At 36.9% G+C, this 26156-nt stretch carries 32 protein-coding genes; 8 read left to right on the forward strand and 24 right to left on the reverse strand.

Features of this window, described 5'->3' with window-relative positions:
• Positions 1–14: 14 nt before the first annotated feature.
• Positions 15–1034 carry a Gfo/Idh/MocA family protein gene (locus MR181_RS01605; protein WP_242334104.1) on the reverse strand — a complete coding sequence of 340 codons (1020 nt, stop codon included), beginning with the start codon at positions 1032–1034 and terminating at the stop codon, positions 15–17.
• A gap of 157 nt (positions 1035–1191) precedes the next feature.
• Here MR181_RS01605 and MR181_RS01610 point away from each other — a divergent pair, with 157 nt between their 5' ends.
• Positions 1192–1554, forward strand: coding sequence for a DUF4828 domain-containing protein (locus MR181_RS01610; RefSeq protein ID WP_102168474.1), 363 nt, complete (start codon positions 1192–1194; stop codon positions 1552–1554).
• A 109-nt stretch (positions 1555–1663) separates the two neighbouring features.
• On the opposite strand, the gene MR181_RS01615 is transcribed toward MR181_RS01610, so the two are convergent.
• The 8 genes from MR181_RS01615 to MR181_RS01650 all read right to left on the reverse strand — a co-directional run bounded on the left by MR181_RS01615 (position 1664) and on the right by MR181_RS01650 (position 8160).
• Complete coding sequence (locus MR181_RS01615; protein WP_242334107.1) at positions 1664–2233, reverse strand: LOG family protein; 570 nt, start codon at positions 2231–2233, stop codon at positions 1664–1666.
• Positions 2226–3155: a lactate/malate family dehydrogenase gene (locus MR181_RS01620; protein WP_242334110.1), complete on the reverse strand. Its 930-nt coding sequence runs from the start codon at positions 3153–3155 to the stop codon at positions 2226–2228. Before MR181_RS01620 ends, MR181_RS01615 begins: the two co-directional genes overlap by 8 nt.
• Positions 3156–3221: 66 nt before the next feature.
• Entirely contained in the window at positions 3222–4745 is a 1524-nt protein-coding gene (locus tag MR181_RS01625) for a glutamate--cysteine ligase (RefSeq protein ID WP_242334113.1), read from the reverse strand.
• Between the two features lie 141 nt (positions 4746–4886).
• Entirely contained in the window at positions 4887–5555 is a 669-nt protein-coding gene (locus MR181_RS01630) for a type 1 glutamine amidotransferase (protein ID WP_242334116.1), read from the reverse strand.
• A 125-nt stretch (positions 5556–5680) separates the two neighbouring features.
• A complete protein-coding gene (locus tag MR181_RS01635; RefSeq protein ID WP_242334125.1) occupies positions 5681–6169 on the reverse strand; it encodes a prolyl-tRNA synthetase associated domain-containing protein in 489 nt (162 codons plus the stop codon).
• Positions 6170–6277: 108 nt separating this feature from the next.
• Positions 6278–6673, reverse strand: coding sequence for an iron-sulfur cluster biosynthesis family protein (locus tag MR181_RS01640; protein WP_242334132.1), 396 nt, complete (start codon positions 6671–6673; stop codon positions 6278–6280).
• A gap of 83 nt (positions 6674–6756) precedes the next feature.
• Positions 6757–7266, reverse strand: a complete 510-nt coding sequence (locus tag MR181_RS01645; protein ID WP_242334135.1) for a helix-turn-helix domain-containing protein — start codon at positions 7264–7266, stop codon at positions 6757–6759.
• Between the two features lie 120 nt (positions 7267–7386).
• Positions 7387–8160: a sulfite exporter TauE/SafE family protein gene (locus MR181_RS01650; protein WP_242334532.1), complete on the reverse strand. Its 774-nt coding sequence runs from the start codon at positions 8158–8160 to the stop codon at positions 7387–7389.
• 107 nt (positions 8161–8267) lie between these two features.
• Between MR181_RS01650 and MR181_RS01655 the strand changes: the two genes are divergently transcribed.
• Positions 8268–8975 (forward strand): Bax inhibitor-1/YccA family protein, encoded by a 708-nt coding sequence (locus tag MR181_RS01655; RefSeq protein WP_242334138.1) that lies wholly within the window; start codon positions 8268–8270, stop codon positions 8973–8975.
• A 106-nt stretch (positions 8976–9081) separates the two neighbouring features.
• On the opposite strand, the gene MR181_RS01660 is transcribed toward MR181_RS01655, so the two are convergent.
• The 4 genes from MR181_RS01660 to MR181_RS01675 form a co-directional block, all read right to left on the reverse strand.
• Positions 9082–9630, reverse strand: coding sequence for a hydrophobic protein (locus MR181_RS01660; protein ID WP_191911411.1), 549 nt, complete (start codon positions 9628–9630; stop codon positions 9082–9084).
• A gap of 45 nt (positions 9631–9675) precedes the next feature.
• Positions 9676–11061: an MFS transporter gene (locus tag MR181_RS01665; RefSeq protein WP_242334141.1), complete on the reverse strand. Its 1386-nt coding sequence runs from the start codon at positions 11059–11061 to the stop codon at positions 9676–9678.
• Positions 11062–11188: 127 nt separating this feature from the next.
• Positions 11189–11545, reverse strand: coding sequence for a hypothetical protein (locus tag MR181_RS01670; RefSeq protein WP_242334144.1), 357 nt, complete (start codon positions 11543–11545; stop codon positions 11189–11191).
• Between the two features lie 248 nt (positions 11546–11793).
• On the reverse strand, positions 11794–13266 hold the full coding sequence (locus MR181_RS01675; RefSeq protein ID WP_242334147.1) for a C69 family dipeptidase: 1473 nt from the start codon (positions 13264–13266) through the stop codon (positions 11794–11796).
• A 430-nt stretch (positions 13267–13696) separates the two neighbouring features.
• On the opposite strand from MR181_RS01675, the gene MR181_RS01680 reads away from it, so the two are divergent.
• Both MR181_RS01680 and MR181_RS01685 read left to right on the forward strand, forming a co-directional pair.
• The gene (locus MR181_RS01680; protein ID WP_242334150.1) at positions 13697–14584 is read left to right on the forward strand and encodes an XRE family transcriptional regulator; all 888 of its coding nucleotides are present in this window, start codon (positions 13697–13699) and stop codon (positions 14582–14584) included.
• Position 14585: 1 nt separating this feature from the next.
• Complete coding sequence (locus MR181_RS01685; RefSeq protein ID WP_242334153.1) at positions 14586–15311, forward strand: lantibiotic ABC transporter permease; 726 nt, start codon at positions 14586–14588, stop codon at positions 15309–15311.
• Positions 15312–15350: 39 nt separating this feature from the next.
• Here the strand turns inward: MR181_RS01685 and MR181_RS01690 are convergent, their stop codons facing one another.
• The 3 genes from MR181_RS01690 to MR181_RS01700 form a co-directional block, all read right to left on the reverse strand.
• Complete coding sequence (locus MR181_RS01690; protein WP_242334156.1) at positions 15351–16487, reverse strand: CPBP family intramembrane glutamic endopeptidase; 1137 nt, start codon at positions 16485–16487, stop codon at positions 15351–15353.
• 82 nt (positions 16488–16569) lie between these two features.
• Complete coding sequence (locus tag MR181_RS01695) at positions 16570–16773, reverse strand: hypothetical protein (RefSeq protein WP_242334159.1); 204 nt, start codon at positions 16771–16773, stop codon at positions 16570–16572.
• Positions 16774–16793: 20 nt separating this feature from the next.
• A complete protein-coding gene (locus tag MR181_RS01700; RefSeq protein ID WP_242334162.1) occupies positions 16794–17096 on the reverse strand; it encodes a hypothetical protein in 303 nt (100 codons plus the stop codon).
• A 406-nt stretch (positions 17097–17502) separates the two neighbouring features.
• Here MR181_RS01700 and MR181_RS01705 point away from each other — a divergent pair, with 406 nt between their 5' ends.
• Together MR181_RS01705 and MR181_RS01710 are read left to right on the forward strand one after the other, a co-directional pair.
• Positions 17503–17937 (forward strand): LytTR family DNA-binding domain-containing protein, encoded by a 435-nt coding sequence (locus MR181_RS01705; RefSeq protein ID WP_242334165.1) that lies wholly within the window; start codon positions 17503–17505, stop codon positions 17935–17937.
• On the forward strand, positions 17934–18380 hold the full coding sequence (locus MR181_RS01710) for a DUF3021 domain-containing protein (protein ID WP_242334168.1): 447 nt from the start codon (positions 17934–17936) through the stop codon (positions 18378–18380). Before MR181_RS01705 ends, MR181_RS01710 begins: the two co-directional genes overlap by 4 nt.
• A gap of 79 nt (positions 18381–18459) precedes the next feature.
• On the opposite strand, the gene MR181_RS01715 is transcribed toward MR181_RS01710, so the two are convergent.
• Both MR181_RS01715 and MR181_RS01720 read right to left on the reverse strand, forming a co-directional pair.
• A complete protein-coding gene (locus MR181_RS01715) occupies positions 18460–19233 on the reverse strand; it encodes a CPBP family intramembrane glutamic endopeptidase (protein ID WP_242334171.1) in 774 nt (257 codons plus the stop codon).
• Positions 19234–19351: 118 nt separating this feature from the next.
• Positions 19352–19879: a DUF7010 family protein gene (locus MR181_RS01720; protein WP_242334173.1), complete on the reverse strand. Its 528-nt coding sequence runs from the start codon at positions 19877–19879 to the stop codon at positions 19352–19354.
• 543 nt (positions 19880–20422) lie between these two features.
• Between MR181_RS01720 and MR181_RS01725 the strand changes: the two genes are divergently transcribed.
• Together MR181_RS01725 and MR181_RS01730 are read left to right on the forward strand one after the other, a co-directional pair.
• Positions 20423–21028, forward strand: coding sequence for an Rpn family recombination-promoting nuclease/putative transposase (locus MR181_RS01725; protein WP_242334176.1), 606 nt, complete (start codon positions 20423–20425; stop codon positions 21026–21028).
• Positions 21028–21198 carry a hypothetical protein gene (locus MR181_RS01730; protein ID WP_242334177.1) on the forward strand — a complete coding sequence of 57 codons (171 nt, stop codon included), beginning with the start codon at positions 21028–21030 and terminating at the stop codon, positions 21196–21198. The genes MR181_RS01725 and MR181_RS01730 overlap by 1 nt, the downstream gene beginning before the upstream one ends.
• Before the next feature lie 99 nt (positions 21199–21297).
• Here MR181_RS01730 and MR181_RS01735 read toward each other — a convergent pair whose 3' ends face one another.
• From MR181_RS01735 to MR181_RS01760, 6 genes are read right to left on the reverse strand one after another with little or no spacing between them, the layout of a single operon-like run.
• Positions 21298–22005 (reverse strand): aspartate/glutamate racemase family protein, encoded by a 708-nt coding sequence (locus MR181_RS01735; RefSeq protein ID WP_242334180.1) that lies wholly within the window; start codon positions 22003–22005, stop codon positions 21298–21300.
• Positions 22006–22017: 12 nt separating this feature from the next.
• Positions 22018–22605, reverse strand: coding sequence for a uracil-DNA glycosylase family protein (locus MR181_RS01740; RefSeq protein ID WP_242334183.1), 588 nt, complete (start codon positions 22603–22605; stop codon positions 22018–22020).
• A gap of 25 nt (positions 22606–22630) precedes the next feature.
• Positions 22631–23266: a Crp/Fnr family transcriptional regulator gene (locus MR181_RS01745; protein ID WP_242334186.1), complete on the reverse strand. Its 636-nt coding sequence runs from the start codon at positions 23264–23266 to the stop codon at positions 22631–22633.
• Positions 23267–23285: 19 nt separating this feature from the next.
• On the reverse strand, positions 23286–23831 hold the full coding sequence (locus MR181_RS01750; RefSeq protein ID WP_242334189.1) for a DNA-binding protein: 546 nt from the start codon (positions 23829–23831) through the stop codon (positions 23286–23288).
• Positions 23831–24061 (reverse strand): heavy-metal-associated domain-containing protein, encoded by a 231-nt coding sequence (locus MR181_RS01755; RefSeq protein ID WP_242334191.1) that lies wholly within the window; start codon positions 24059–24061, stop codon positions 23831–23833. Before MR181_RS01755 ends, MR181_RS01750 begins: the two co-directional genes overlap by 1 nt.
• 25 nt (positions 24062–24086) lie before the next feature.
• Positions 24087–25988, reverse strand: coding sequence for a heavy metal translocating P-type ATPase (locus MR181_RS01760; RefSeq protein WP_242334194.1), 1902 nt, complete (start codon positions 25986–25988; stop codon positions 24087–24089).
• Positions 25989–26156 lie beyond the last annotated feature (168 nt).

Below are 26156 nucleotides of genomic sequence, written 5' to 3' on the forward strand. Positions count from 1 at the left end.
ATGTTATCCCCATCCTATTCTTGATCTTTATCTGCCGGAAATTCTAATTGAGCTGATTGTCGAAGTGAGTACATTACGGAGTTAACCATTTCTGAAAGATCCATCCAGCCCTTGTACTTCTTCATTTGTTCTTCATTATCTGGATCATTGAACAAGTCAGCGAAGTCGTTCATTTCATCTGTCATTGAATTCTTCTCTACCGGTGCATCAAGTTGGTGCGCTTTCTTATCGGCATCGTAATATATTACCTTTTGCGTTTCAAAAATACTATCAAAAACGAGAGTGTCCTTTAATCCATAAACTTCGGATGGCAAGTATGAGTTGGCTGTCTTACCAAAGTTTAAGGTCACACTAAATTTGTCATAATTCAAAATGGCAACACCCTTAGCATCAACCCCTGTCTTGCATAGAGTCGGGTAATAGACAACCGATTGCGGCTGACCAAACATTGTCAATGCACCATAAACTGCGTAAACACCGAGATCCATTAAAGCACCACCAGCATACTTCAAGGTAAAAATATTTGGATAAGGCTCTTCCCCTGCCAAGACCTTGTCATACCGTGAGGAGTACTTCATCACAGTGATCGTTGCGCCTTGAACATAATGTTCCTTCATTTCATCAACTTTTTTTAGCCCTTCCTTATAGAGCGGCGTATGAATATGACGAGCAGCTTCCACCAATCGTGCCTTCGGGTGAGCTGCCAGTAAGGATTGGATCCCGGAAAATTCACTTGGGTTTACAAATGCTGGCTTTTCAACAATCACAAACTTATCATTTTCAATTGCTAAGCGTGCCTGTTGGTAATGCAAGCTATTTGGTGACGCGATGTAGACAACGTCAAAGTCACCATCTTCAAAGAATTTTTCAAGATCATCATAAAATTCTGTGGCACCGTATGGCTGACCAAATTCCTTAGCCCGATCTAGTGTCCGTGAATAGACCGCGGTTAATTGATACTTACCAGTAGTCTTAGCAGCATCTAACATTTGATCCGTAATAATATGTGTTCCAATAATTCCTAACTTAAGCATTTAAGCCAACTCCCTTATCAGATATTTAACTTGTTACATTAATCATACCAATTATTGTTTGTTTTTAACAGAAATGAAATCTTTCGATCATATAATTATGTGTATAATAAGCTTGTAGAAAAATGACTTATCACATAATTGAGGAGATTGATGGAATATGAAGAAAAAGGGAATGCTACTTTTCGGCGCGGGATTAATGGCTGGGCTCTCTAGTACGTTAGGGTTCAGTCACGCGAAGAAAAGTAACACATCGGCTGCGTTGCCAATATTTTATGCCGGAACTTGGCAATATTATGATCAAGAACGCAACCGAACCCATAAAATCACCATCTCTCCAGAACTAAAATTGGGAATTGATAATCAAGAAATTCCCGCAACAGTTCAACTAGTTCGTGAAGATAAATTAGTTTACCTTGATAAATTTGGCTACCACATTACAATTCAAGCAAATGATCAGCGTCCTGTTTCATTAATTGACGAGGCTGACGATCAAGTTTATACAATTCAACCACTAAAATAAGCCACAATGATGATGTGGCTTTTTTTGATCGAAAATATTGAAGTTGATTGGTAATGGCAACTTCCTCCTAGTGGTCAGTTGCTAACCCGTCACGGCTTGCATTCGCATCCTACTCATACGTCCTATACTTCGGTGCATGGTAATGCTCCATGAAGTCAAGGATTTGATCAAAGTCATCACTAAAGTACATGCTATCAAGGTAAATCTTCTCGAGAAAACCTTCATGGCTCATGCGTTTAAGCACCTGTTCAAGTGGTGAATAAAACCCGTCCTGATTATAAAAGGCAACTGGTTTCGGATTCTCACCAATTGTAATCCACGAAGCAGCTTGACTAATCTCTTCAAGAGTTCCAATCCCACCAGGAAGAGCCAACATTCCGTCAGCCATTGCCATCATTTTTTCCTTTCGGTGATCCATATCAGGAACAATTTTGAGATCCTGAATTTTTTTATAGGCTGCTCCCCGACTAGCAAGAGTTTCGGTTATAATGCCATGAACAGTTCCGCCATTATCAAGAACCCCATTAGCAACGGCACCCATTAAACCAAATTGACCACCGCCATAAACTAAATCAATTTGGTGGGCAGCCATCCATTCACCCAGCTGTCGCGCTGCTTTTAAATATTTCTGATCATTACCATCTCTTGCACCACAATATACAGCTAATGAATTAATCATTTTCTTTCCCTCCTTGTTGCAAGAACGTAACTTGCTGTTGGATTGCACTTGTTGCTGTTTTAACAGCAGCTTCTTCTACAGGATATAAATTTAATAATACTAGGTTACCTTGCCCATGGCGATTAATTAGTGTTGGAAAACTAACGTAACACTCGTACTGTGGCTGATAAATTGCTAACGGAACAGTCAAATTACCACTTCCTAAGATTGCAGAAATAATCTGAAGCGTCCAGGTAACAACAGCACTTGCATTATACCCAAGTCCTTTTAGGGTGTACCAATTATCCATATCAGCATTAACCCTTAATTTATTCTGGTCAAGATGGTGACCGTTAATCACCCTTTCTAAACTTTGACCATTAACGGTGACTGTTGACCACGCAAATACTTTTTCACCATTATGCTGACCATAAACAAAACCACTAACATTCTGTGACGATACTTGCGCGCCTTTAGCAACCGCCTGACGCATTCGCATGGTATCAATCGTCGTCCCAATTCCGATTACCTGTTTCGGTGGCAAGGCAAGCTGTTGTTGAAGGTAGGCCGTAATTGCTTCGTTCGGATCGCTAATATTAAAGACAGTTCCAGAAAAGCCACTTTGCCTTACTCGTGGTGCAATCTGATCAATAGCCTGTCCATTACACGTTAATTCTGCCATCTGTTGTTCTTGAAGAAGTTGACTATCACCGAATGCTGTTATCAAAATATCCGCATTTCTTAAGGCTGCGTAATCTTGAATTATGATTGTAGTTCTTGACATCAAGGCGGTTTGAGCATTTTCTAAATCTGCTTTCAAACCAACAGCCAACTCATCATCTTGATCGATTAAAACTAACTGGTCTGCTTTGCCAGTTATGACTAAGGTATGCGCTAATAATCGTCCGATATGGCCCAAGCCAATAATTCCAATCTTCCGCATCTTGCTCCTCCTTAACCCAAAAAAGGGCACCACAAGGAATTGTGAGGCCCCATTATTCATAATTTATTATTGTTCCTGGAACTTAACCGCTTCAGGGAATGTATCTAAGATATACTTACGTGGACCATCAGGGAACTCAAAGTCTCCTTGAGCCTCATACGTTTCATCATGATTACCAACCGTCAAGGTCACACCATCATCATTGAATGAAACATCTACCCCCAACTCAATTGCTGCCTTAATCAAGCGTTGTGTATCATCGGAATACTTATTACTAATTGCTTGAAGCGGATGAGTCATGTTCATGTTGGCAGTAAAGCGATCATTAGCTAACTTTAATCCAAATGAAAGTAAATTCCCGTTTTCAATCTGGTCCGCTAATTGACCGCTAATTGTTAAAGCAGGATCATCAACCCGCCGTTGCACAAATTTAAGAGCTAACCGATATTCACGCGGCGCATTAAATTCATCAACTAAATCCTGTAATTCAGTAATAATCTTAATAGCTGCTTCGTGCATCTCTGGAGTTTGCTCCTTTGGTTTTTGGAGTGCGACTTCATTATTAAGCTTGCGGGCAGCAGCTAATTCTTCTGGTAAATTATCCGGAAGCGGCTTAATTAATGTATTAATCATTAATAACTCAAGGAAATTAATTGTATCGTCACTAACTCCTGTCCGAGAAAGCGGATCAAGGTCAAACGAACGAAACTCCAGATAATTAATTCCCTTGGTCAGCATTCCCTGTAAATCGCCAACATCATGATTATGACGCCGACAGCGAACAGGACCAAAGAACTCCTTAATACTGTAGTATGTCCCGTCATCCAAAAATTGCTGCAGCTTGGCAAAATGTTCTTCTAATGAATTATACCCAACTTGCTCATTAGGAAGATTATCATCACCGTAATCACTACACCGCAAACTACGAACTGGTAATTCAAGATGTTCTGGAATGTGCATATCTTCCGAAACCGGACTGGCACCATAAAGGTAAGTAAATAGCCATTGGTAAAGGACAAAACACTGAGCCATCTTAAAATAAAGATGATTTTGAAAATCAACAAGTGAATCATATTCATCCTTATAGAATTGATCATATAAGGATTGTAAAAGTCCCTTGTTAAGGCTGAAATTAACATGAACATCGCCTAATAATTCTTGGGTAATCCCGTACTTCTTACCTAAATAATCATGATTAGCTCGATCCCAAGGCTTTGTATTAGCAGTCATTAGGTAATCTAAGTCATGATTATAAACAGGTGCTGGAGCAAGGCTGAGTGGCCATAGACGTTCATCCTCATGGAGTTGACCAACCATAATCTGTTCAAGCATCTTCAATTGACGAACTGCATTTTTACTGCCAACAACTGGTGATGTTTCGAAATCAATCATGTTATCAGTAAAGCCAGAATTCAAGTATAGGTTATGACGACGAGAACGGAGCGCTTCTGGATATGGGTAGCGACTTGCTCGACCATTAGTTAATACCCGGTGCTTCTTTGCCTCTAGTCCGAACTCCGATGCAAACAGCTTTGCGTTTAACTCCGGCTTACTTAATGCTTGACGAATTACGGTATATCGATCAGCCATTCAAATCACCTCATTTCTCATATACCTTAAACAATAACACTTTGAATACTAAATTAGCAACCTCAAAAGTGAAGTAATAATCATATAAAACAAGCGGGTTAAAATCGCTTTACTACGGTCTTCTGAAAGCACCAAATATTCTTATTTTGTGATGTAATTTAGCAGTTTGAACATTACTTGCTTATTTTCTGCTGGAACATCATGATTAATAATTTCAGCAGTTGTTTGGTGGAGATCATTATTTTCAAGCGGGTATTGGTTATCGTTAATGGTAATTTCACGGACATTATCCTTCATCGGTTCAAAGTGAAATTGGAGACCAATAACATTATCGCGATACAGGAAGCCCTGATTTTCGTTTAAATCGCTGCTAAAAAGCAATTTAGCATCATCAGGAATCTCAAACATATCCTGGTGCCAATGCAGAGCGGTTAACTTTTCGGGAATACCGGGAATTGCATCATTTTGCCGATAAACTGGGGCCCAACCAACTTCCTTATGCGGAGCTTCAGTAACCTGGTAGCCTAACGCTTTAACGATCTGCTGTGCTCCTAGACAAGCACCAAAAATTGGTTTACGTTCATCAAGCAAGGTCCGAATTAATTCTCGTTCTTCTTCCAACCACGGAAAGTCATCATTAGGGCTCATCGGTCCACCAAGGACGACGAGCATATCAGTCTCAGCTGCGGTTGGTAAATTACCGAATTGATCTGGGTGATAAACATACATTTCATCGTTATTTGCATGAATCCAATCCCGAATAGAACCAGGTCCTTCATTAGATGTATGTTGTAAGATATTTACTCTCATTGCTTATTACTCCTATTTTTAATTACTCCCCAATAGACTACACTTAGTCATTAGAATTCTAATGTTATTCGGATCAGGTGTCAATAAAAGCGAACGACAATAAACTTGTTTAACTCCGACCGAAGCTAAAGATTAATTATCTGAATACTAGCACCAACCTTTTTCAAAAGTGCCAACAAATCAGCAGTCTCTAATATCACGGTTTGAGTATTAGTATTTGGATGTACTCCGATTACTTTATTCATTTTAAGAACTTCTTGCTCAACAATTAGTGATACCTGATGACTTTGATCATTAAGTAAGTTAAAAGGTGACACCATTCCCGGAGCCACGCCCAAAATCTGGTTCAGTTCATCTGGGGAAGCAAATGATAATCGAGATGTTTTAACTGCCTGACGAAAACCTTTTTCATTAAAACGCTTATTTTCAGGAAGAACGTATAGGAAATACTTTTTTTGGTTATGAGTGCGCAAAAAGAGATTCTTTGTTCTTGCGAATGAATAGTCTTGAACATACTGATCAGCTTCATCTGTCGTTAAGACAGCTGGATGGTGAATTGACTGATATTTAATTCCATTAAGATTTAGCAATTGATAAATTTGTTGTGGATCCATGTTTTTCCTCATTAAAATACACTCTAAAAATAAAGCTACGAACAATCATTATAGCTCAAAGTTCGCAGCTTCGTTTTTGGATATTTTCATTTAGTCTTAAATTATTTGTTAGCAATCATGAGTCCCGCTATATTCTGTCTTAAGCGGTTCATCAATTTCAACAACTTCAACGTTATCGGTTAAAATTTTTGTTGGGCTAACCAATGGCATTGTAAAGTGCTTAGGATCAAAACGCAGTTCCATTTGATCTTCAAACTGAGCACTAGCATACCATTCACTCTTGATCCGAATATCACCAATATTAGAACTAACGATTTCGTCAAAATCAGGTAATTTAACGTCACGGTTAACAAAAATTAGGCGATAATTAGCATCTAAGCTACAATTACCAATTGCTGAGAATGGACCAACCCCATCGTCAAAGTCTAAAACGATTTGCTTATCAGGACGAAGATATTTCTTAATTCGTTCCAATGCTGCGTCAGTTACAGTTAACTTTTTCATAAATAACTCTCCCCTCTTAAGCGATATGGTAACTATTATTTTACTCACTTTTTATAAGAGATAAAGAAAAATGCTCCTGACTTTTAATTTGTCTTCTTATCTTTATCAATCCGATTAACAGTCAATGGATACTTAGCATCTAATTTAGGATCGATTCTTTTGATTTTAATTTCCTTTTTTAACGGGCCAAAAAGCAGCCAACCACCAATCCACAAAACACCAGCGATCGAAAAAAAAGCGTCATTGTGGATTAATGGAAAAAGACATCCCCAAATCATCATAATAACAATGAAGCAGGCATTATAGATACTCTTAAAAGTATGATATTCCTCATGCCGCTGGTGTAACTGTGATTGTAACTGTTCATCAGCTGATTGAATTTTTTCCTTTTGCTGTGCAGATTGAGTTTGTGGAAAAAGCTCACCAACTTCTACTCCTAATGCGCTTGCAACTAAATTTAATGTTGAGATGCTAGCGTCATCACCAGCTTCTAACCGTTGAATAGTTCTTACAGAAACTTTGGCTTTTTCAGCAAGTTGTTCTTGAGATAAGTGTTTGGCAACCCGTAATTTTTTAACTTCAGTCTCTACCATGGGACATCCCTCCCTTATTTGCTTGTACTTTTAAATTACACTTTAATATTACGGATAACAACGCCATTTAGCCGTCAGAATCCTGACAGTTACCCGTCAGTAATTTAATTTCCCGGGAAATTAATGAATTAGACGCATCCCAATCATTATGAAACCCAGAATAATAAAGATCCATGAAATAACCCTGTTTAGTTTCTCTTCATTAATCGAATTTGCATAACGAGCACCGATAATTCCAGCGATTACCGCACCACTAGCAATAAATAGTCCCATCAGCCAATCAACATTCCCTTGACGAGCATAGCCAATCATGGATGATAAAGCCGTGATCGCCATAATGACAGTAGATGTTCCAACTGCCTGATGTACTGGGTAATGAAGAATGAAAATAATCGCTAACAGGATCATCACGCCACCACCAGCACCGACAAGACCACTAATAACTCCAATTACGGCACCAATAACTAATAATAATAAAGCCTGAGTAAAACTACTTTTAAAGTGGATCCCTTTTTGTAAATCAAAATGGTTATTAACCCCCTTTTTTAAAGTGGCAATCCCAGAAACAATTAAAACGACTGCAAAGATCATACTAAGTGAAGGATCATTAATCATTCCGGCCCAATGGCTACCTAACTGGGCGCCTAAAATTGATCCAACCGTAATCCATAAGCTTGCTTGAAGACGAACGTTACCGTGCTTAAAGTAGTTAATAGCAACGACAATGCTAGTAATCACGTCTACCATTAAGCTTGTCCCAATTGCTAAGTGCGAATTAAGACCAAAAAAGAGTGTAAGGGCTGGAACCACAACGCAAACACCACTAGCACCAATCAAGCTTGTAACAGTTCCAGTAATTAAACCAACAATAATTACCCCAACAATCGTTAACATTTGCAATTCAGCGTCCTCCAATATTTATAACCAATCATGTTCGTTATTATTTTATTTATATTATATAATAGAGGTATAGTAAATAGTAAACGAAAGGAGTGCTAGTCATGGATGAATTTTCACCTAATAGAAGGGTCGTCAATGATATTAATGGTTTAAATAGGTTCTTAACTCGAATGTACGGACTAATGACTTTAGCAGTACTAATCTCCGCTCTAACAGCTTGGTTGGTGATGGGCGTTTTTGCTAAGCAATTTACTTCTTTCATGATCAACAACCGGTGGGGAATTTGGTTAATCATTCTATTACCGATTTTTCTTACTTTTGGAATTAGTTTTAACGCTACTCGTAGTCCTGGATTAGGGTTTGTTTTGTTAATAATTACGTCAATTGTTTATGGGATTACTTTTGCGTTTATTGCCGGAGCATATACCGGAACTGATATTGCAACTGCATTCGTTTCATCTGCTGGTATTTTCCTAACTATGGCACTGATTGGTACTTGTTCGCATCGTGATTTTGCTAGGGTCGGTTCCTTTGCCTCAGCAGCGTTAATCGGCTTGATTATTGCAATGGTTGTTAACTTCTTTCTACAAAATCCTGCAATTGACTATATTCTTTCAGTAATTGCCGTTATTATTTTTACCATTCTCACTGCCTGGGACGCTCAACGAATGAAGAATATTTATCTGGAATATGGTGGAGGAGCTTCTACTACCGGGTTAGCTATCCTGGGTGCTTTACAACTATACCTTGATTTCATTAACCTCTTTATTAATTTCTTGGATATCTTTGGTTCAAGTGATGAACGGTAATTGATTACAAAAATTTTAACTAAAATAGCGAGGACGATATGAATTTTACTCACCGTCTTCGCTATTTTTATATTTTCTATAGCAAGAATTATACGAAAGTAGGTTCCTATTTCTCACGTTGCTTACGCGTTAAGACCTTAGTAATAATTGGATACCGATGAATTAAGATTAATGTGTAAACACTAGTTGTTACCGCCAATAGCAACCAAATAACCCAACCATTATATGGTAAAAATTTAAATCGCTCACGTAAAATTTCATTAATCAATTCGAAAAAGACCCCCTTAAAGGTTACTCTTTCTCCTAATGAAAAGTTAGTTATTATTTCAACAATAAAGATTAAAATAAACCCATACAGATATGACCAACCACGGCAATATTTAAATCCAGAAGACTCATCATGTGAATGCTCATTAATCTGAATAACCTTTAGACTAAAGGTTTGGAACCATCCAAGGAGTACACCGATTAAAGCCAAAGTGAAAATGATTGAGAAGTGCCATTCTTTTAGTTCAACGATCATTGAGATAACAGTCATTATCGTGGCGTAAATTGGCAGAATAATAAAACTTGTCCGCGTAACTGGTTCAAAGCGGAATGTATCCCGAATAAAATTATATAAAACAAGTAAAGAAAAGATTATTAAAAGTAACACACACTCACCTTCTCAGGGAATAACGGTTAGCTACCAAAAGAAGCGTCAATGCTTTTTCCGCGGAACAAAGATAGTAGTAAGAACTAGGTTAAGAATCATTAGGCCAGTTAAAACGAGAAAGGTCCATTTTGCTCCAATCGCCGTTGCTACTGCTCGAGAAATTTGATGGTTACTTTGACTAAGTGCAATAAGTGTTCCCGCAAGTGCTGTACCAACAGCACCTGAAAATTGCTGCAAAGTGTTAAAAATTGCGTTCCCCTGTGCATGACTGTCAGTAGCTAATGAGGTTAGACCACTCGTCATTAAACTACTGAAACACATTCCGTAGCCACCATAATACAGAGAATAGAGAAGAATAATTGCAAGATTAGAAAGATGCATTCCCCAAATGCTCATAATAACAATACCAATTAAACTAGCAATTGTTCCAAGAATAATCGGCAGTCGAGCGCCTTGCCTATCTAATAATTTTCCTGCCAAGGCTGCCATTAAGGCATCAATAATTGCTCCTGGTAACATTATCCAGCCGGCGAGAGAAACTGAACCCTGGTTAACCGTTTGAACATAGATAGGGAAAATAAAGCCAAGCGCTAACGTACTAATCTTGGCAAAGCAATAGCAAAGAAGCTGCGTACTAAAAGCAAGATTCGTAAAGAGACGTGGACTTATTAAGGCTGTTGAATCATTCCAAGAAAGTTTGCCCCAAATAAGTAAACTAGCTAATCCTAACAGTAAACAACCGATAACTTGTCCTGACCAAAAATGATTTTTCGCAAAGTTAGTGAAGCCAAGCATTAAGAAAACTAAACCAACGGCAATCGTCAGCCACTGACCATACTTAAAAGGAACTCTTTGTAATTTATTAAGTTGCATAATCGAATAGGTTCCCGTAAAAGCACTAATAATTGCAAGAAAGATTGAAATAATAAAGATCCAGCGCCAGTTTAAAAGCTCAGTTACAATTCCACCAAACACCGGGCCTAGTGCAACCGCTGCTGCAGTAATCATTGTCCCGATTCCCATCATAAAGCCAAGGTGGGTCTTGGGGACCTTAGTAAGAATGATATTATACATTAATGGTAACCCAATTCCGGTTCCGATCCCCTGAAATGCTCGCCCTAGTAATAACAAATCAAATCGTGGCGTAAAAATATCAATCACTAGGCCAAGCACAAAAAAGGTAATTCCGGTAAGAAAGATTCTCTTAGTCGTAACCCGTAAACTAATTTGAGAACTAATGGGAACAATGGTTGCAATCACAAGGAGAACTAATGTGTTAACCCACTGGACTTGATCAGTAGTAATTGCAAATTCCTTAATTAACGTTGGAAAAGTAACCGTAGTAGCTGTTTCATCGAGAATTCCTAAAAAAGAAAGCATCCCCGCTGATAAAATTGCTGTAAGTAATTTGGGCGTTACTTTATCATCCATAATAGCTCCTCGTTTCTCAATTCTAATAATGGAAGATTTTGGTATACATAAATGGCTTCCAGAAATTAGTAATAACGAATACTGGAAGCCTTCTTAATCATCACAAATTTTAAAATTCATAAAACTACTAGATATCCTCACATGTTTTACTATGCCAGATAAAGAAGCCAATCCCAACTACCAGACTAATAACAGCGTAGAGAAACATCCACCGATCCATAAAGCCACCGACAATTCCAATAATACCGCCAATTACCAGTAAAATTAGGCCAGTAATGTCACCGCCAAGAAACGAGCTATCTTCTTGAACAATATAAACAACACCTGCACCAATAAATAGCCCAGCTAAAATAATTTCTAAACTAGCGTAAACATAATTTGGATCAGTCCAAATCCCCAGGATTCCATTTGCAACCCCATCAATTAATAACCAGGCTGCCAATACCAACAGTAATATTCCAACAACTAATTTTGTAACTCTCATTTTTCAAGGCTCCTTATTATCATTTTATAATTCTATTTATATTATAGTATAGATAATATTAATTAAAACAATTAAGCCACCTATAATAACATAACTATCTTTTTAACAGATATGAGATATCACAAACAACTTTCTCCCTGTCCTAACACTTTATTTCCTGGGAAATACGGATATACAAAAAAGCTCTCAGAATACAGCTAAGCCGAATTTTGAGAGCTAATTATTTGCTAGTAAGCATTGGAACAATATTATAAATTCTTATCCTGGACAATTTTTGTTTGCCGGGTTGAGTCAACGATTAACTTGTTATTCAATTTTTGGAAAACATTTTGGGCATAGTCAGCATTTTGCTGGTTACATTGAGTTAAGAAATTAGTCAACTCATCACCGGTAAGATTCTTTGCCTGCTGATCATTATTCTTTAATGACGTCCTTAAATGACTAGTTGTTTTCTTTTGTACTGGAACAACATCTTTATTAACCAGCTTGTTCTTATATGGGTCAGTTAATACTTTCGTCATTTTATATGTCCAATAAGCTGATTCACTATCGGGTTTGTCCGTTCCCTTTTGGTAGCTAGTCGGCGTATTGTTTACATTTGAATAGAACGGAACATAAACACTAGTAGCTGGTGAAGCCATTGCTAACCATTGAACTCCGGCCATCTCCTTAGGAACGTTGGGACGAATTTGCAGAATATGAGATTCAACATCAGTTGGCACATTAATTGGTCGGTAACCGCCAACCCATTTACCGTTACTATCGTATTTGGTGTTATTAAAGTGGGAGCCTAATACCTGTTGTACCTTCTGCACAGAGATTTTATGATCTGGTTTCATAAACATTGCATAGTGCTTTTGGGTGATTGATTGTTTCTTACTTGGTGTTAAAATTCGTTGGCCATCCCAAATTCGTGGACGATTGTAGGTAGCATCTTCCTTATTATTAGTCCCAAATGCCTGAGCAAAATTAACCTGATGACTATTAACGTAACCATTTAAATGGTGATTTTTAACGAATTTAGGTAAATTCTTAGAAGTCATAAAATTACTCTTCTTAGTATCAACATTACCAATGACATTCTGGTTAGGAATTACCGCATACTTATTATTTGGCACCCGAACAGCAGCCCAATGATGTCCGGAACCAATTTCCATATACCAAATTGAATCCTTGTCACTGAAAATCACACCATTGTTTTCGGCCGATCCCTTTGTTTCAACAATGTGACCAAGTCGTTTAACCCCATCCTTTGCGGAAGTAGCGTATGGTAAAACAACATCAACCATTGATGGTTCAGAAATTCCTTTCTTTACAAATGGATCTGCTTTCTGTGCTTGCTTGTTGGTCGTTCCTGATTCAGTCGCACTCATTGCAACATTACTACTGTTAATTCCGTCTTCACCAAACTGATCCTGACCCTTTTTCTGTTGCCAATCTGGTGTACTTGTATAGCTTTGAGCATTAGTAGGCAGATCAACTGTAAAGCCATTATCAGTAGAACGGTATTGAGTATTAGTTCCAGAAGTAGCTGGATGATAAACATAGTGTTTAGCCCAAGAAGTATCAACATCCTCATTTCGAGCAATCATTGTCGAGCCATCTGTACTGGCATTTTTCCCAACTAAAACCGTTGTACAGGCGCTTGCTGAACTAACTGTTCCCATCACAAATCCAAATGCGGCAAAGCCTACCAAGTATTTAAAATGATTAGCTGTCATCTTAACCATCTCCCAATAGATTTAATCGCTTTTTTGTTAGCGCTTTCACGAATAACTTTACAGGATTTTATCTATTAGTCAATAAGCAATAAATAGTCAATTTTATTGGCATGTTTAAACATTCACAGTTTGAATATTAATTAACTCATTTTTCGGCTAATTGAATAGGCATTCAGGATGATACAGATCAGATTGGCTATATTCATTTAAAAGAATCAATAATTCATGAAATTATTTTCATGGATTATGTCTATTTAGGATCGGCAAACTTGTTTGTACTATTCCCTTAAATACTTCTTTTATTTCCCAGGAAATTAGCTGTCAACATATGGTTGCAACTTGCGCAAACATTATTATCTAGGCATTTAGTTGATGTGATTAAAAAATCCATTAAAATAAAAGCATCATTTCTACAAGGATGTGTATTCTCATGAAAAATATTTTTGCCCACCAGTTGGGAAAACTCCGGACAGAGCAACAGCTTTCTCAAAATGATATTGCTAGTCAACTATTTGTATCCCGTCAAGCAGTTTCTAAATGGGAAAATGGTGATACAGAGCCAAACCTAGATAATTTAATCTCACTAGCACGACTTTTTAACGTAAGCTTAGATAATTTAGTAACTGGTAGTAAGGATCCTGATACTCTGTTATTAGCCGCAAATCACCTGAAAAAAACCTTTAACAAGCCTGTGCTAAAAGATGTTACTTTCAGTATTAATAACTATGAACGAATTGCGCTTCTCGGCAGCAATGGTGCTGGTAAATCGACGTTAATAAAAATTCTCATTGGTTTACTCAATCCGGATAGTGGCAAGATAAAATACTATTTTAATCTTAAACAGGATCTAAATGTGATGCCTCAAGATGATGTCCTAATTCCAGATCTTACAGTTATGGAACAGGTTAAATTAGCTGCATTAATTAATAAGGTCTATCAACCTAAATACATCAATAATCTATTGATCAAATTTAAACTAAATGATCAGGCTAATCAATTCATTCAAAAATTATCCGGTGGTCAAAAACGACGACTCAGTTTGTTAATAAGCACTTTACGCTCTGCTAAGTTATTAATTTTAGATGAGCCAACTGTCGGAATGGATCTCACTTCAATTGATTTTTTCTGGAAGTTATTAGATCAGCGTAATGGTAGCACAATTGTGGTTACTCATGACTTCAATCAAATTGATAAATATTTTTCGCGAGTCTGGTTGCTAAAAGATGGCATTATTGCTCATAACATCAGTGTTAAGGAGATTCATAGCCACCACCAAACAATTGCTCAATGGTACCGACTCAATAACAAGGAGGACTAAAATGATCACAGGAATTCAGCTTAAACAAGTACTTCGTAATCGCCGCTTTTTAATTTTTACTATTCTCTTCCCCACTTGTTGGTACTGGATGATGATTAAGATAACCAACATGCCACAAAAATCACCTTTCCAATTAATTCTGCTAATATTAGCCCTTTTGATTGGAATCTTGGGCAATTCAATTGTAACTTTTAGTAAACGGATTGCTAGTAATCGTCGCTTTTATTTTCTTCAAGCGCGAATTAGTCACTACTCTATTTGGAAATATCTGATTTCACAGCTAATTACTCAATTAATTCTTAATATGATTATTACCATTATATTGGTACTGCTTGCTTGCCTTCTCCATACAATTAACTTTAATCAGGTAACTTGGATATCTCTCGGTTTAGTTAACCTCTTCGGGATTTACCTAAGCGTAATTGGCTTTACGTTTGGTATTTCCTTCGATCGCTCCTCAATTGACGCGGGTTCAACTCCACTGATGTTTCTACTAGCAATATTTATCGTTCCGTGGAATGTTTTTATTCCAACAAACTCAATGATTAAGTTAATGACCAACATTCAAAAACTTTTCCCGAGTTATTATGCCTATCAAATAGTTCAGCAAAGCGACCAGTTACTTAAAAATTTCGGAATATTCTTACTTAGCAGTGTAATCACACTACTCCCATTTTTGATAATAATTGCATTTAAACTTCATTATAGAAATACTGATAATATCTGAGTAAGAGGGATTGTTAAATACAAACATTAACAATCCCTCTTAATTTTTAGTGATTAATAATTGCGCACGAGTTTGCATCACTTTGCTCCGTTTTCCTCTCATCATCCAAATGGTAAGAACAAGCATCAACAACGCTAACACCACGATCGATTGATAATCAGCTAAACTAATCGTGCTGTTCATCGCTGATATTTCGCTAAATGAAGAAACAAAGTCCATCACGAAATGAATTACCATAACTAACCATAATCGGCCAGTGTATAAGAAAATAAGGGCGAAAAAGATCCCTGAAATAGTGGTAAAGCAGAATTGATAGACCGTTAGAGACCAATTTTGATCAATCAGGTTAATGAAGTGAAGAAGTCCGAAGATCAGTGAGCTAGTAAAAATCACTAACGGTACCTTCCATTTTGAGTGACGACAAATGATCATTAGTAAGGTCAAAATTGCAAACCGACATAAGGTCTCTTCACCAATTCCACTTTCAAGCGATGTAAGGAAATCTTGCCACAATTGTAATCCGCCCTTCATCCTTAGCTCTTGATAACCTGTCAAGTTACTGTACAAAAAGAGTAATACTAGCAAAAGATAAACTAGGATCACGCCCCAATTAACCTTAACGTGGTACTTAGCAAATGATAGCAGCGTTTGTAAATGCCAGCTTGCAAAAGCTTTAATGATTACAATCAAATAGGCAATTGCTCCTAAACAGCCAGTGGTTATTAGTGAGGTGAACCACACATTGCTAGTCGTAACTGTAATTCCATAATAGGAGGCGGGACCGATGGCAATTTGGAAAAAGAAAATTACCCATACTAGTCGTAACCAAGTATTTCTTAACGGCTTTACGTAAAGTTTCGTATAAGGGATGAAAGCTACAAGGTAACTCAATAATACTGGGATACTAATAAAATAGGATGAGCCTGTTAGCATTAGCAAGCTTCCGGTAGTAAATGATAGGAGAACGGGAGCCGTTAATAGCTGAATCCCCCAATTAATATACCGCAAGTTTCGAGACGAACGAGCCACACTAGTAAATAGTAAAGCAATTATTAGCATCAAAAGCACTAGGAGTGAAGCGACACCGCCACGGGACGACGTATTGATGCTTACAATTATAATTGCGAGCAGTAATTGCAAGCGATAAGTAGTTAAAATATTTTTCAATAATTTCATTTAATTATTCACCTTTTATAGTCTTACCCATAGCTAATATAAAGCTGGTGACTACGAGGAAATTCGCGTTTGAAAGCCCTTGTTAGTTCATGTTTAGCAGTACTCTCAGTAGAATATTGGTATCGTTAACATATCCTTGCTCTTTCACGGTTACTTCACCATCATTTACGATAATTGTTAATGAACGATCCTTCTTATTCGTTAATAGGCTAATTTTCTGCTGTCTTTTTACCTTCAAAAGCTGCTTTATGATCGACTTCGCCTGATTAATCGGTATTTGTCGCATTATGATTATCTTCTTTAGTATTACTTGGTTTCAGCTTTAAGCTTGGCAATTCGAACCCTTGCTTTTTCAATTGCTTCTTTTTTTACACCGAGCTCATCCCCTGATTCAACAATCAACTGATCGAGCCACCGATGAACTGGTCCATCAGCATCCTCTTTAACTAAATTTTCCATGAATGCCTTAAAATAGGACGCAATTGTATAGCCACTTTTTGCAAAGACCTTGCTCATAACCTTATATTGCTGATTAGGCATCAGCATTTCATATGTTGCTGACCCGTCTTTATTTTCAGTCACATTAACTTTAATTTGATCGGTTTTCATCACTTAACCCTCTTTCATCAATTTAAGTTTACCAGACCGCTAAAGTCATATGACAATAATTATTTAAATTTAAGATAACTTATGCTGAAGAGATTAAATCTCCGCGTTATTTTTTATCCTGCCAATTGAAAATTAGCTTGTAGAGGAGGTAACCAAGCAGGCAGGTAATGATATCGCTGACTGCTTGCGCCCAAATAATTCCAGTATAACCGGCTAGGTGACGTAATATTTAACTCCCCAATAAATAACCCCTTGGCGAGAAATCGACATTAAAATGCTCCTTGCACACCCATCCGAGTCCTCGATCAAACCTCTTACTTATCTTTTTTTACCGTTTAATACTAATTGAATTTAGTGCCGTTATCTTTTGTTAAAATTGGTACATCAATTGAGGAGGTGTAACACTTTGAAAATTAACTGCCATGTCGATAGTTCAATTAAGGATGAACACGCTGAAATCTGGGTGCGGAAAATGACTCCTAAACTCGCTGATCTTTTAGAATATTTAAATAACAATGAGCAGGTCCTATGGTGTAACTATGATAATGAATTAGTTCCCGTCCATTATCGTGATATTTTTGCCATTCAAACAGCTGATCACGGCTTAGAAGTGGCAACCGCTAATAAACTCTACCAGTATCGGAAACCAATTTCGGTATTAAAAGCGCAATTAACTAATGATTTTGTCGAAGCCTCTAGGAGTGCAATCTTCAATTTTAAGCATATCGATCACTTAGAATTAATGGATAATGGCGCAATTGATGTAATCCTAAAAAATCACCAGCGAATTCCAATTAGTCGACGCAAAATCAAAAATTTGAAAGCGAGGTTAGGTTTATGAAAAAATATTTCCTTTATGCCGTCAGCGGGGTAAGTGTCGGCGAGTTATTCGGCTTAGTCTTTTCATTGTTCTTTAGTTACCTCTACAACCTTAAAGATTACGTACCATCTGCACCAACTTTTACCGACCATTTTAGTCGACCGTTGAATGCAGTGTTAGTTTCCGTAATTCTCTGGGGGATGATGGGACTTGTATTTAACTTTGGTGCATTAATTTTTAATATTGAGAATTGGTCAATTTTAAAACGGACAATCGTTAACTTTATCATCTATTATTGTGGATTTACTCCCCTGGCAATTCTAGCCGGCTGGTTCCCATTAAACCTAATTAACTGGTTAGTTTTTACTGGCATTTTCGTAATGATTTATCTTATTATGTGGTTTATTAATTTTTACGCGGTAAAGCAGGATTTGGAAAAGATTAATAGGAAGCTTAGGCAATAAGCTTTTAAAGTAAACAGCTCGCGTCAGTCTGGCACGAGCTGTTCATTTTACTATCTGTAGAAGCATATTACTATTTTCTCTAAAATCGTGTTAATCCTCGTTTATTCTTTAGACAACGCCAATAAACCAATCCAGCAGCAATTCCCATTCCAAGCAAAGTTCCGGTTAGACTTCGCCACATCATACTTGATGAAGTAGAAACCGCCGCCCAAATTCCAATAATATAGATCAATAAATTATTCACAACATGCGCGGTAAAACTAGCCCACAAGCTTTTCGCCGCCACAGCAATTAACGTGAAGAACATCCCCATTGCAGTATAGGCGATTACGAGAAAGATTGCATTATACCACGCTGCTTTACCGAGTGACGATAGATGAATTAAGCCAAAAACAAATGCTGTTAGCCAAATCGTTACGGAACGACTGAAAATACTATCCAGTGCGCCAAAGATATATCCACGAAAGATATATTCTTCTACTAATGGGGCACTCACAACCGTCATCGTGAACTGTAACCACCAGTTATTCATTGTTGTTACTGATGAATGAAAGCCAGTCTGAATAATCCAGGAAACTAAGTAGATTAAGACATCCGCCAAGATTGCATATAAGATTGGCCACCATTGAAAACGCCACTTAGACACTAATGGAAGATGTTGATGAAATAGAAAATGATTTAGTAGCCATCCCCCACCAATAACAATTATTGGATAAGTAACTGTCATTATGATAACTGCCGTGTTTTCTGAGAAATTTAAGTGATCAGCTACTGCTAGTGGTGCAATTTGACCAACAACCATTAGTACTAGAATCAGGATAATCATAATTAGCGCTTTGACATATTTACGCATGTGGTTTCGCCTCGATTGGATAGTCTCTAAGGTTATTTTACACCTCAACGGGATCTTATACTGCAACGCCTTTATTTGACCGGATTAAGTTTATATTGCTGATCATATTCCATAAATTTCAATTTTTATTTTCAATAATTAATAACCCGCAAAAAATGGTTTCTACAATTGTCATTCCAACAGCTAAAATAGTTGGACTAAACGATAAGCCAATGAATAGCGCCAAAAACGGAATAACTATTGAGAACAGTAAGTACACTTTAGATTTATATAACCAGCTAAAGGGCATTAGGTGCGCACCAAAAATTATTGCAATAACCATCGGCATTTTATCTGGAATAGTCGGATAAATCCACATGGCAATCAGCAAATATAATAACTGATTCACCGCAAACAAGATACCTAAACTTGACAAAGGATTTTCATTATCACTAAAGTTAACTTTCAGTATTTTTGAAATTCCCCATGCCAGCGGTAATAAGATCCCTGTACAAATAAAAACAAATAAATTCTTAGTCAGGATCGGCATAGCAGATGAATAAATAAATGCAATCGCAAGCCAAATTATTACAGAAGCAGCGATAAAATGCAGCCCTCTTTTTTGCTTAACAGCTAGATCAAGTCTTTTTTGTTCGAGTTGGGTCATCGCCTGTCCCCTCCTTTAATTTTGGTTGTTTAATTATACAATAAGGATAACTAATATTTGTAGCTTGATTACACCAAATAAAAAGCACCATCTTCCAACGCGGAGTTTACGTTTAAAGATGGTGGAGTGATTAAAGTTAATTAATAGAATATTCGGTACTCAGCTATTTTGACTGAGTGCTTTTTATTCTCTAATCTTCTAGGCCTTTCAACTGGACCTTCAAATAATTAACAACTACTTTATATTGCTCAAATAACTTTGGATAATCTTATTGTGTATTTATAACAGCGTAAATATAAACTTTAGATCCATATAGATGATAGATGTAAATTGGCTTACAGCTTTCAGATAACTTGTTGTGGTTATTTTTTAAGCTAGTCGAAGATTTAATAATTATCTTATGGAAAAGACGATTTAGTAGATCTTGTTAACATACCATTTTATGTCAATACCCCTCATAGACCATTTATTTAAATTCGATAAATACAATTCTCAAATTATTACGTCTTTAATATAGTAAGACCAAAATTTGAGGTGATAATATTGCAAAAACAAATTAGCATTCAGGATGATTATGTTTTCGGCAGTGTGATGAGTAATGTGAAACTTTGTCGCCATTTAATCCAATTGATATTACCTGAATTGAATATTAACCGGATTGAATTTCCAACATTACAAAAGGCCGTTCAGGAGGATCCCCATAGTCACGGCGTTCGTTTTGATATTTATACTGAGGATCAAAATGCAGTTTACGAGATCGATATGCAGGTGCGTCATACAAAGGGATTACCAAAGCGGGTACGGTATTATCGGGGGAGAATCGATGCTGAATTATTAAATCATGGTGATCAATATAATTTAATGAAACGAACCTACGTCATTTTTATTTGTCCCTTTGATCCGTATAATAAAGGCTTATATAAGTATGAATTTCGTAACTTCTGCGTTAATGCTAAGGAATTAGCAATGCAAGATGGTTGCACCGCAATTTTTCTTAACACAAAAGGTTACCGAAATGATGTTTCAAAAGACTTGCAAAATTTTCTTCATTACGTAGATAATAAAGATGTCAAGAATGATCGTTATGTAGACGAACTACAGGACTATATCGGCCAGTTAAGCCGAAATAGAAAATGGAGGAACGGATAATGGATAATAAAACTCATATGATGTTTCACGATGAGGATGTCCGTCAAGATGCTATTCAACAAATGATTACGCTGACTCGACAGTTAGGAGTTCCAGAAGAACAATTAAAGCAAAAAGTTCAGGAGCAGTTTAAGTTATCTGATCAGGAAGTTGATAAGTTATTTAAGTAAATAAAAATCACCATCTTTCAATGCTACATAGAATTTGCATTGAAAGATGGTGAAATAATTAAAGTTAAGATGTAAATATTCAGGATCTGCGACACTCAGTTATTTTAGCTTTTTTAGAAGTTGATCCACAGCAGCCTTGATTTGAACCTGAGCAATATCAAACACTTGAATGTTCTTGAAATCTTCCTGCCCTAAGATTAACGGCAATTCGGTACATCCCAAGACTGCGCCATCAAGGTGATCTTTTTGAACCATCTTATTGATAATTGTCATTAACTGCTGCTTAGTCTCTTTCTTAACAATCCCGTTTTCGAGTTCGTCTACAATTTTTTGATGAATTATGGATTGATCATTTTCACTAGGACGGCAAACTTCAATTCCGGTCTCTCGAAATAGCTTGATGAAAAAGTTATTTTGCATTGTAAATTTGGTGCCTAGTAAAGCCAATCGTTGAAGGTGCAACTGCTGGGCAGCCGCTACCGCTGTCTCGACAATGCTTAACAATGGCAAATCAGTGCGCGCTTGAATCTGATCAAATAATAGATGGGGCGTATTGCCACACATCAATCCAAAGTCACACCCGGCTTTCAATAAATTATTGGCCGCAGCTCCTACATAACCGGCGACTTTATCATACTGTTGAGCATCAAGCAGACGGAACATGTGGTACATATTAATGGATTCGATAGTGATACGAGGCAGCTCTTTATCAGTCCCGATCCGCTCCTGATACTGCTTAATGATTGCCGAATAATAATTCATTGTTGCTTCTGGGCCTATACCACCGATAATGCCTAGTTTCTGCATCTGGATCATCCCCTAATTATTTAGAATTATTTGAATTCTTCTTTGCAGGTCTGGAATTACCTGCTCCTCGAACCATGGATTTTTTGCCTCCCAAATTTTATTTCGTGGTGACGGATGAACGATTGGAAAATAGTCTGGCAGGTATTGCTGATAATTCCTGACAATATCAGTCAACCGATCTTTATATCCTAGGTGAAGGTAGCTTCTCGTCGCATAAGCGCCCACTAAAATGGTTAACTGAATATCAGGTATTAATTTCAATAGCTGTGGATGCCATTTTTTAGCAAAGTCCTTGCGCGGTGGAAGATCTCCAGACTTGCCTTTCCCGGGATAATAAAAATCCATTGGTAAAATTGCAATCATTCCAGAATTATAGAAAATATCTCTAGAAACTCCTAGCCAAGCCCGCAGACGATCACCGCTTGGGTCGTCCCAAAATTTCATTTTTTTCTGAGCAATTCTTCCAGGTGCTTGACCAATTATGTTTATTCTGGCTGATGAAGAAGCATAATAAAGTGGTTCTATTCCTTGCTTTGTAAATGTTGCGTTATCAGGATCCGCCTGAATTTCTTGAAAGATTTTTCGAAATTCACTTCGCATATAATATAACCTACTCTCTTTTAAGCTAGTTTTGAAATAACTCAATTTGACGTACTTTACGCTTTAATTGACCTTGCTTTTCTAATAAAGCAAATTTACGAGACAAGGTCTCAGGTGTTGTTCCAAGGTATAAGGCTAAGTCCTTCATTTTTAAGGGTAAGGTAAAGTTATTTTTACCAATTTCATCTGCATATGTTTGTAAATACTTTAATAACCGATCTTCAACCTTCGGCAAAGCCAACAAGTGAATTTGTTTTTGCATTTCCGAAACTTTAACAATATTTAGTTCCAATAATCGAATACTTAATTCTGGCTGTTTATGCATCAGCTTCAGTAGATCCTGCCGTTTTAATAAACAAATTTCACTGTGTTCCGTAGCTTCGACGTAATTATTGATATTTTCTTGACCAAAAAGCCAATCCTCACCAATATAGTCACCTGTATGCAAGATTTGCAAAACATTCTCATAGCCGTCTTCATCTAAGGTGTACTGCTTAGCGTTACCATCAGCGACAATTACTAAATTATCGTTTATCGTTGGATCAATTATCACTTCACTCTTTTGATAGTTTTTATGCTGAACTAATTTTTCGATTTGCATCTTCTCATCCTGAGGTAAAGCATTAAATAGTGGTACTAAGTTAACACATAAATCAGCCATTAAATTCATCGTCCTTTAATTAAAAGTCATCATCGTCGTCTTCGACATACAATCCTTCTTTTAGTTCATGACCTAAGAAGTCTTGAGTTACCCGAATTTGCTCCTTAATCCAAGCCATTAAATTAGTTAAATTAGCAGATAATTCTGGCCAACTTTCATTGTTAGCTAAAGCAATTGCCTTAGTAATGAAGAGCGTTTGTGTATCAAAATCTTTTACCAAGGCAAATAATTGCTTATCACCTGCTAAATATTTACTGCTGCCATCTTCTTCTAGCATAGTATATTCCTTAAATTGAGCTGTAATTGTTGGAATACTTTCACCATTATTAACCAATAAGTGATTCAATTGGTCAAATTCCTGACGTTCATAAGCAATCCAACTAGCAGCTTTTTCGGCTAAAAAAAGACTAGCAGATCCTTTAGCAAATAAGTTAGCTTGGTTAATCTTTAAAGAATGGATTAACAAGTTAGAAATAATGTGACCAGTCATGGCAGCTGCAGTTGGCTGATGGTGATCAAGGCCGCTTTGCTTCAATTCCACCTGATATTTTTCTTTTGCATTCATCAGTTAAGCTCCCTTTCCTTAATTTCTTGTACTTCATAACCCATTTTTTCAATAGTTGTCTTGACGTCAACAGTTTTGGTCTTATCAGGATCCAGCGTAAATTTTAGCTTTCCTGCATTGAATAAAACTTTGATTTGGTCAGTTCCATCCAAACTACCAACCGCCCTTTCAATTTTGCTTAAGCATGAAGGACAGGTCATGCCAGATAATTTCATCATTACTTTTTCCATGATTAAATTCCCCTTCCTTATTAATTTACATATCTAATGCTACTTTGTTTTGTTGATTATAAACTTGATGATCGTCAATTTTTTGTTGAAATTTGATTAATCTCATCCCGTTCAAGATAACAATTAAGATACTAAATTCATGAATAAACATCCCACTTGCCATTTCAACATAACCCGCAAACAAACCGATGAACAACAATAAGACTGTCAGTAAAGCCATCACGATATTTTCATTCATGTTCAAAATTGTCTTCTTGGATAAGCCAAGGGCATAAGCGATCTTCCGCAAGTCATTTTTAACTAAAACTATGTCTGAAACTTCGATGGCAACATCCGTTCCACTACCAACGGCAATTGCAACATTAGCATTAGCTAAGGCCGGACTATCATTGATTCCATCACCAATAAAAGCAATATGGTGTCCCTTAGCTCTTTCTTTTTTAACAAAAGCAGCCTTGTCTTGTGGCAACATTTGACCATGAACTTCATCAATTGGCAACTTCGCCGCAATTCGTTCAGCAGTTTCTTGATTGTCTCCAGAAAGCATCACTAGCTTCTTAACCCCTAATTCTTTTAAGTGGATTAAAGCATCATTAGCTTCTGGGCGCAATTGGTCTTTAATGCCAAAAACAGCTAATTGGCTTTGGTCCTCATTGGCAAAAGTGACAATTGAATTACCTAATTGACTCAAATGATCAATTGTTTTACCCAATTTTGCACTGGCACAAGTATTTTCAACAATTAATTTTTGGTTACCTAAATAATATTTTTGATTATTTAAAGTAGCGATGATTCCCTTACCCTTAACAGTTTCCACTTTAATTGAAGCTGGCTTTTGTTTATTTAATTTTGTAATTGCCTGAGCCAAGGGGTGGTTACTTTGACTCTCAATTTGAGCAGCTAATTTAATAATTTCATCTTTGGGCCCATTTAATACCTCAATTGCACTAACTTCTGGATGTCCAACAGTCAAAGTGCCGGTTTTATCAAAAGCAATTTCATCAATCCGATGAGTTTGGTCCATCACTTGCGACCCTTTAAATATAATGCCATTTTTTGCACCATTACCGATACCAGCAACTGTAGATACTGGCACACCAATAACTAAAGCACCTGGGCAACCCAGCACCATAACTGTAATAGCCAGCCTAAGGTCTTTAGTAATTAAACCTACAACGATTGCAATTATAAGTACGGCCGGAGTGTAATATTTGGAAAACCGGTTAATTAACTTTTCTGTATGTGACTTTGTATCTTGTGCTTCTTCAACCATTTCGATAATTTTACCGAAAGTCGTATCTTCACCGACTGCGGTAGTTTCGACAGTCAATGTACCGTTTTCAAGGATAGTTCCTGCATATACTTCATTACCGGCTTTTTTATTAACTAATTTAGATTCACCGTTAACACTGGCTTCATTAAGATAACCAGAACCTGAAATAACCTTGCCATCGACTGGAACCTGATCACCAGTTTTAACTAAAATCTTCTCACCAGGATCAATGAAATCGACGTCTTCTTTCTCAGTTGAGCCATCATCTTGAACAACTAACGCAGTCTGTGGTGCCATTTTGGTTAAATCAGCAACGGCTGACCGCGTTTTCTTTAGGGTTAATTCTTCCAGTACATCTCCTAACATAAATAGCCAAGTAACAATGGCTGCTTCATTAAATTCACCAATAATGAAGGCACCGATTACCGCCAGCGATACTAAAACATCAATAGAAATTAATTTAACCCTTAAAGATGAAATAGCCGTCAAAGCAATTGGAAGCACTCCGACAATCCCCACGATAAGCATTAAAGCCTGGTATGGTAAATTCATTTGCAATAGCCATTTAGATCCTTCAGCAAGCAACAGCAGAATAGTATTAACAAGCAAAAGCTGCTTTTTGTACCTCATAAAAAATTGTTGTAACTTAATCATTTTTCACCTCTCCCTTTCTTGATACTACATATCATAAGTAAAAAACAATTTAGGTAACTTGACTGTTATCAAGATACTAGTGTCTTTTTATATTTATCTTTTAAGCAAAAAATCACAGTTTTATCGTGTAAATTTCGTTTAATAAAAGAGAGAATATACAAAAAAGAC

This window comes from Limosilactobacillus urinaemulieris (assembly GCF_932750685.1).
Lineage (GTDB): Bacteria > Bacillota > Bacilli > Lactobacillales > Lactobacillaceae > Limosilactobacillus > Limosilactobacillus urinaemulieris.

What these genes read in the sequence shown, in the direction of transcription:
- MR181_RS01605 (WP_242334104.1), bottom strand. Translation starts at nt 1,034, where the DNA reads ATGCTTAAGTTAGGAATTATTGGAACACATATTATTACGGATCAAATG.
- MR181_RS01610 (WP_102168474.1), top strand. Translation starts at nt 1,192, where the DNA reads ATGAAGAAAAAGGGAATGCTACTTTTCGGCGCGGGATTAATGGCTGGG.
- MR181_RS01615 (WP_242334107.1), bottom strand. Translation starts at nt 2,233, where the DNA reads ATGATTAATTCATTAGCTGTATATTGTGGTGCAAGAGATGGTAATGAT.
- MR181_RS01620 (WP_242334110.1), bottom strand. Translation starts at nt 3,155, where the DNA reads ATGCGGAAGATTGGAATTATTGGCTTGGGCCATATCGGACGATTATTA.
- MR181_RS01625 (WP_242334113.1), bottom strand. Translation starts at nt 4,745, where the DNA reads ATGGCTGATCGATATACCGTAATTCGTCAAGCATTAAGTAAGCCGGAG.
- MR181_RS01630 (WP_242334116.1), bottom strand. Translation starts at nt 5,555, where the DNA reads ATGAGAGTAAATATCTTACAACATACATCTAATGAAGGACCTGGTTCT.
- MR181_RS01635 (WP_242334125.1), bottom strand. Translation starts at nt 6,169, where the DNA reads ATGGATCCACAACAAATTTATCAATTGCTAAATCTTAATGGAATTAAA.
- MR181_RS01640 (WP_242334132.1), bottom strand. Translation starts at nt 6,673, where the DNA reads ATGAAAAAGTTAACTGTAACTGACGCAGCATTGGAACGAATTAAGAAA.
- MR181_RS01645 (WP_242334135.1), bottom strand. Translation starts at nt 7,266, where the DNA reads ATGGTAGAGACTGAAGTTAAAAAATTACGGGTTGCCAAACACTTATCT.
- MR181_RS01650 (WP_242334532.1), bottom strand. Translation starts at nt 8,160, where the DNA reads ATGTTAACGATTGTTGGGGTAATTATTGTTGGTTTAATTACTGGAACT.
- MR181_RS01655 (WP_242334138.1), top strand. Translation starts at nt 8,268, where the DNA reads ATGGATGAATTTTCACCTAATAGAAGGGTCGTCAATGATATTAATGGT.
- MR181_RS01665 (WP_242334141.1), bottom strand. Translation starts at nt 11,061, where the DNA reads ATGGATGATAAAGTAACGCCCAAATTACTTACAGCAATTTTATCAGCG.
- MR181_RS01670 (WP_242334144.1), bottom strand. Translation starts at nt 11,545, where the DNA reads ATGAGAGTTACAAAATTAGTTGTTGGAATATTACTGTTGGTATTGGCA.
- MR181_RS01675 (WP_242334147.1), bottom strand. Translation starts at nt 13,266, where the DNA reads ATGACAGCTAATCATTTTAAATACTTGGTAGGCTTTGCCGCATTTGGA.
- MR181_RS01680 (WP_242334150.1), top strand. Translation starts at nt 13,697, where the DNA reads ATGAAAAATATTTTTGCCCACCAGTTGGGAAAACTCCGGACAGAGCAA.
- MR181_RS01685 (WP_242334153.1), top strand. Translation starts at nt 14,586, where the DNA reads ATGATCACAGGAATTCAGCTTAAACAAGTACTTCGTAATCGCCGCTTT.
- MR181_RS01690 (WP_242334156.1), bottom strand. Translation starts at nt 16,487, where the DNA reads ATGAAATTATTGAAAAATATTTTAACTACTTATCGCTTGCAATTACTG.
- MR181_RS01695 (WP_242334159.1), bottom strand. Translation starts at nt 16,773, where the DNA reads ATGCGACAAATACCGATTAATCAGGCGAAGTCGATCATAAAGCAGCTT.
- MR181_RS01700 (WP_242334162.1), bottom strand. Translation starts at nt 17,096, where the DNA reads ATGAAAACCGATCAAATTAAAGTTAATGTGACTGAAAATAAAGACGGG.
- MR181_RS01710 (WP_242334168.1), top strand. Translation starts at nt 17,934, where the DNA reads ATGAAAAAATATTTCCTTTATGCCGTCAGCGGGGTAAGTGTCGGCGAG.
- MR181_RS01715 (WP_242334171.1), bottom strand. Translation starts at nt 19,233, where the DNA reads ATGCGTAAATATGTCAAAGCGCTAATTATGATTATCCTGATTCTAGTA.
- MR181_RS01720 (WP_242334173.1), bottom strand. Translation starts at nt 19,879, where the DNA reads ATGACCCAACTCGAACAAAAAAGACTTGATCTAGCTGTTAAGCAAAAA.
- MR181_RS01730 (WP_242334177.1), top strand. Translation starts at nt 21,028, where the DNA reads ATGGATAATAAAACTCATATGATGTTTCACGATGAGGATGTCCGTCAA.
- MR181_RS01735 (WP_242334180.1), bottom strand. Translation starts at nt 22,005, where the DNA reads ATGCAGAAACTAGGCATTATCGGTGGTATAGGCCCAGAAGCAACAATG.
- MR181_RS01740 (WP_242334183.1), bottom strand. Translation starts at nt 22,605, where the DNA reads ATGCGAAGTGAATTTCGAAAAATCTTTCAAGAAATTCAGGCGGATCCT.
- MR181_RS01745 (WP_242334186.1), bottom strand. Translation starts at nt 23,266, where the DNA reads ATGGCTGATTTATGTGTTAACTTAGTACCACTATTTAATGCTTTACCT.
- MR181_RS01750 (WP_242334189.1), bottom strand. Translation starts at nt 23,831, where the DNA reads ATGAATGCAAAAGAAAAATATCAGGTGGAATTGAAGCAAAGCGGCCTT.
- MR181_RS01755 (WP_242334191.1), bottom strand. Translation starts at nt 24,061, where the DNA reads ATGGAAAAAGTAATGATGAAATTATCTGGCATGACCTGTCCTTCATGC.
- MR181_RS01760 (WP_242334194.1), bottom strand. Translation starts at nt 25,988, where the DNA reads ATGATTAAGTTACAACAATTTTTTATGAGGTACAAAAAGCAGCTTTTG.